4 protein-coding genes are annotated in these 5,593 nt (G+C 37.8%); 1 reads left to right on the forward strand and 3 read right to left on the reverse strand.

What is annotated here, in order from left to right; genetic code table 11:
* Nucleotides 1–96: 96 nt before the first annotated feature.
* Complete coding sequence (locus tag HNQ37_RS08170) at nucleotides 97–2,874, reverse strand: cation-translocating P-type ATPase (RefSeq protein ID WP_425486336.1); 2,778 nt, start codon at nucleotides 2,872–2,874, stop codon at nucleotides 97–99.
* 290 nt (nucleotides 2,875–3,164) lie between these two features.
* Between HNQ37_RS08170 and HNQ37_RS08175 the strand changes: the two genes are divergently transcribed.
* On the forward strand, nucleotides 3,165–3,899 hold the full coding sequence (locus HNQ37_RS08175) for a biotin--[acetyl-CoA-carboxylase] ligase (RefSeq protein WP_183541206.1): 735 nt from the start codon (nucleotides 3,165–3,167) through the stop codon (nucleotides 3,897–3,899).
* 9 nt (nucleotides 3,900–3,908) lie between these two features.
* Here HNQ37_RS08175 and HNQ37_RS08180 read toward each other — a convergent pair whose 3' ends face one another.
* Complete coding sequence (locus tag HNQ37_RS08180) at nucleotides 3,909–4,451, reverse strand: biotin transporter BioY (protein ID WP_183541209.1); 543 nt, start codon at nucleotides 4,449–4,451, stop codon at nucleotides 3,909–3,911.
* 123 nt (nucleotides 4,452–4,574) lie between these two features.
* Entirely contained in the window at nucleotides 4,575–5,420 is an 846-nt protein-coding gene (locus HNQ37_RS08185) for an aldo/keto reductase (RefSeq protein WP_183541211.1), read from the reverse strand.
* Nucleotides 5,421–5,593 lie beyond the last annotated feature (173 nt).

The raw sequence follows: 5,593 nt of genomic DNA on the forward strand, positions 1-5,593 counted from the left end.
TCCTTTTCTACTTTATTTTTCCAAATTCAAGTATAAAGGTTTCAGGTGTTTTTTTCTTGCTTCAGGTGGCTAACTTAATTTTACAATTTGCCTTTTTTATAAAGTTTTATTTGATAAATTTCTTTGAATAAGTTTTACTCCTTCCACAATTATGATAACCGAGATGCTTGCAATCATTACCATTAGCCATTGATATGGGTCAAGCTGGCTGACGTGGAAGAGCTGGTTAAAACCTGGGACCAAAATTGTTATGCCAAGAAGAACAAAACTAACAGGAAGAGCCCAGTTAAAAGTCCGATTTTTCCAGAGTCCCACCGTAAAGATGGATTGGTAGACCGATTTTACATTGAAGGCATGGAAGAGCTGAATTAATCCAAGTGTTGCAAAGGACATTGTCAATGCATCTGCATGTTCCAGTGCTGAAATCAAAGCTATATGATCAATTAAGATCGCATGTGTCCCATCTCCGATATGACGGAGAAGTTCTTGGGCTTGAGAAATAGAAGTATTTGCTACAGTGTGAGCTGGAAAAGCCAAAGCTAAGCCATAAACTGCTATGACCAGACCTGCTTGTAAGATTCCTTGATAAATAATTGACGACAGGACGCCACCTGAGAAGAAGCTTGCTTTTTTCCCACGAGGTTTTTCATTCATAATACCCGGCTCTGCTGGTTCTACACCCAATGCAATAGCAGGTAATGTATCAGTGACAAGGTTAATCCAAAGTAAATGTACTGGAAGTAACGTGGCCCAGCCAAACAAAGTGGCCAAAAAAACAGTCAATACCTCAGCTGTGTTGGCTGAAAGGAGATATTGGATCGAGCGCTGAATATTTGCAAAGACCTTACGTCCTTCATGAACTGCCGTTATGATTGTCGCAAAGTTATCATCAGCTAAAATCATGTCAGAGGCCCCTTTTGAAACTTCCGTTCCTGTGATTCCCATGCCTATACCAATGTCAGCAGTTTTTAGTGCGGGCGCATCATTAACGCCATCTCCAGTCATCGCAACCACTTTTCCTTCGTTTTGCCAGGCTTTAACAATGCGTACTTTATGTTCTGGTGAAACACGGGCATATACACTGTATTGCTTAACTTTCTTTTGGAACTCCTCATCAGTCAATTCATTGAGTTCAGCACCTGTCAAAACATGATCTTCGTTATCTTCCTCGTCAATCAAGCCGAGGCGTTTCGCGATAGCCTCAGCAGTATCTTGGTGATCGCCTGTAATCATTATCGGACGAATACCTGCTGATTTAGCAGTTGCAACAGCATCAGCCGCCTCCGGACGTTCGGGATCAATCATCCCGACTAGTCCCGCAAAGATAAGGTCTTCCTCAAGCTTATTTAAATCTGAGGGAATTTCATCAATTTCTTTGTAAGCCATCATCAAAACACGAAGTGCTTGAGTCGCCAATAACTTATTAATGGCAAGAATTGCTTCACTATCAGCTTCTGTAAGTTTTGAAACTTCACCGTTGACAGATTTTTTATTCAAACGTTTCAGAAGTTGATCCGGTGCCCCTTTGACTGCAACGAAGAAATACCCATCAAATTCATGAACAGTTGACATTAGCTTACGGTCTGAATCAAAAGGTAATTCTGCAATACGTGGATGAATTATTAACTCATCAGTGAGATCATAATTTTTATCTTGTCCATATTTCACAAGAGCTGTCTCTGTCGGATCTCCCAAAAGTTCTCCAGCCTCGGTTAACTTCGTATCATTTGCAAAATTCATGATTTGAAGTGTTAAATCAGAGCTTTCAACTGGTGCACTTGCCTCTTCCAAAATCATGTTTCTATAGAGTTTTTCCACAGTCATCTTGTTCATTGTTAAAGTCCCGGTTTTATCTGAACAGATAATGTCAGTTGACCCTAGAGTTTCGACCGCTGGAAGCTTACGAATAATTGAGTTCTGTTTTGCTAAAACTTGAGTCGAAAGTGACAAAACGATTGTAACAATAGCCGGTAGTCCTTCTGGAATAGCAGCTACGGCCAAGGCCACAGAAGTCATTAGACCTTCAACTAAGCCATTTGGAGTAATTTGGTCTAATCTCAAAACGTGAACAACAAAAGTGACAATGGCAATTCCCAAAATCATCCAAGTTAAAAAGCCTGACAATCGATTTAAATTTCGCTTCAATGGAGTTTCGGTCTCATCAGCCGATTCAATCATTTTAGCAATTTTACCAACTTCTGTTGACATACCTGTAGCTATGACAACGCCTGTCGCACGGCCATAAGTTACATTTGAATTCTGATAGGCTGAGTTTAGTCGATCTCCAATTCCAGCATCTTCTGAGATTTCGGACTTGGCATCTTTTTCAACAGGAACTGATTCACCTGTTAGAGCAGATTCCTCAATCTTTAGACTTGCCGATTCTAACAAGCGAATGTCCGCCGGGACTACATCACCAGCTTCAAGCAGAACAATATCACCAAGCACTAAATTTTTTGAATCAATCTCTGCAATATGTCCATCGCGACGTACACGTGCAGCTGGGGATGACATATTTTTCAAAGCCTCAATTGCAGCTTCAGCACGACCTTCTTGGTAAACACCAAAAGCCGCATTGATTAAGACAACAGCGAGAATAATGATGGCATCAGAAATGTCCTCACCTCCAGAGGTTACAACAGAGAGAACTGCCGCAATCAGTAAAATGATGATCATAAGGTCTTTAAATTGATCCAAAAACATAATAAACCATGACTTTTTCTTGGTTGCTATTAACTCATTACGCCCATTTTCGACTAAACGCTTGTCTGCTTCCTCAGAAGTTAGGCCTTTAACGCTTGATTTGACAGTCTCAAACACTACTGTCTTACTTTTTGAAAAAAGATTTTCCAAAGTATTCTCCTTTATATAAATAGGGGGGTGAAAGGGTAGATCTGAATAAAAAAACGAGACCTGTGGTTGACCCACAAGTCTCGCAATTAAGAAAGGCCGAGCTTTCGCTGTACTGACGACCTGTCCACATGAGTCAAACTCATGTCGCTACTCCCTTGATTTATTTCAGTATAACAAAAAATATCTAAAAATCAAGTTTCTAATTCAAGGTTATAATCTTCTAAATAATTAACACATGTCAAAACATCAAAGTTTAATTTATTTCAAAATAGGATAAGAAAATAATTAAACAAAATTTGCTAAAATTATTTATGACTTTTTTTGACAAAGCACAAATTTTGGAACACAATCAATGGTTAGAAGATTTAGTTCTACTTGATACAACACCCTCGACTCAGCTTGAGGCTAGAGGTGGATTAGCCAATACACTTTATCTAACCGACCATCAGACCGCCACATACGGAAGATTTGGTCGCAAATATTATGCAGCTAACACCGGTGGTATTTATATGTCAGCCAATTTAGGGCAGTCCAACTATGAGAAACACGTTCAATACACAATTCTAGCGGCTTCCGCCGTTGTCAGTGCAATTGAAAAATTAACAACCAAAAAGCCTACAATAAAATGGGTCAATGATGTCTATCTTGGAAAAAAGAAAATAGTTGGGATTCTGGCTGAGTCTGGACCAAGTGGTATGATTCTCGGAATGGGGATTAATTTTGATATCCAATATTTTCCAGAAGAACTGTCCGATCGCGCTACTTCTCTTTACCCTAATCAGGAGTACCCTAGTATAACCGAATCAGATTTGATTTCTAAGATCTGGTCCGAGTTTAGGCGGTTGGAAAATCTAAACTATCTTGAAATTTATAAATCACATTGTTTTGTACTAGGAATGACTGTCAGTTTTAAGCAGAATAACCATGACCTACAAGGAGTAGCTATAGACCTAACTCCACAAGGTGAACTCATTGTAAATTGTAATGACGGTATTCAACGCATTCTCAACTCTGGAGAAATTTCATTAAAAAAATGGACAGAATAGTCCATTTTTTTATTCGAAGTAAGAATTAATTCTCGGCAAAATTCGGATCAGAGCTCGGGTTATAATAACAATAAGCACTACCTTTAAAATTTCATCAGCCAGGAAAGGGATAAAGCCAGTTAGAAAAGCAACACTCCAGTTCATATTAACAAAAACTTTAAGCCAAATTGTTCCAAGAAATAGCGTTAATATTGCTCCAATCATATTGATAATAGCTAGAGTAATGATTTTTTTATGGAAAATACTTAATAGAGATGAAATCAAAGTTCCTGAAATTAAAAAAGTAACTAAAAAACCACCTGTTGGCCCATAAATTACTGAAAATCCACCTGCTCCTCCAGCAAATATTGGAAGGCCAATTAAACCTAGCAGTAAATATAATAGCATTGTTAAAAAAGTTTCCTTAACATGGTAAAGGCTAGCAATCAATCCCACAGCTAAAGTCTGAAGAGTAATTGGTACAGTGCCGATTGGAAATGAAATTTGTGAAGCTACTGCAATCAAAGCTGTTCCTAATGCGATTAAAATAATCGAGAAGATTTTATTTTTCATGCTTGTTATTGTAACAAAATCTTATTTATTTGTTTAGTCTCAAAAGAAAAGAATCAAAATATACAAAGATAAAAGACCATTTATATTAGAAAAAATGATCTTTTACCCATTTAAAGAACTATGTCAGAAATCGACTTCATCCGGATTTTTGGCAAGACCAGCTTTCCCGTGGAGTCCATCAATTCGCTCAATATCATCAGCTTCAAGCTTAAAGTCAAAGATATCAACATTTTGAGCGATACGCTCTGCATGAATTGACTTAGGAAGTGGAAGATAACCTTTTTCCAATTGCCAGTTCAAAACGATTTGAGCAACAGATTTACCATATTTTTTGGCGAGATCTTGTAGTTCTTTAACTCCAAAAATTTTGCCTGTACCAAGAGGGCTGTAAGCTTCTGTCAAAATATCATGCGCTTTATTAAACTCAACAATATCAAGTTGTTGATCAGATGGATTTACCAAGATTTGGTTGACTACAGGCTTAATCTCAGCCACTTCAAGGAGGGGTAACAAGTGACGTTCATGAAAGTTAGATACACCAATTGAGTGAACTTTTCCAGCTTTGACGCCATCTTCCATAGCTTTCCAGATATTTGCATTACGTGTCACAAAGTCTGGGCGAAAAGCTTTAGGGTTTGGCCAGTGGATTAAGAATAAATCCACATAATCTACTTGCAAGTCTTTTAAGCTCTTTTCAAGCGCTGCACTTGCTTCTTCGTAGCTATTTGTTCCCCAAAGCTTTGTTGTGATAAATAAGTCTTTACGCGCAATCCCTGAATCTTTGATCGCACGACCAATTGAATCTTCATTGCCATATGCTTCAGCAGTATCTATATGGCGGTAACCGGATTCAAGTGCCCATTTTACTGAATTGTAAGCTTCTTCTCCATCTTTAGACTGCCATGTACCAAACCCAACAACTGGGATCTTGTAACCATTAGCAAGTGTGTAAGTATGTGTAACTGACATATGATTTCCTCTTTCAACTTTATTATTCTTATAAATTATATAACAAATTTTTGACATTGTTTCTTATAATCATTTATTATTGGCAAATTGTAAAATTAGTTTAGCCACCTGAAGCAAGAAAAAAACACCTGAATTTCTTATACTTGAATTTGAAAGAAGACAAGTAGAAAAGG

Origin of the sequence: Lactovum miscens, assembly GCF_014202895.1 — a bacterium.
GTDB classification, from domain to species: domain Bacteria; phylum Bacillota; class Bacilli; order Lactobacillales; family Streptococcaceae; genus Lactovum; species Lactovum miscens.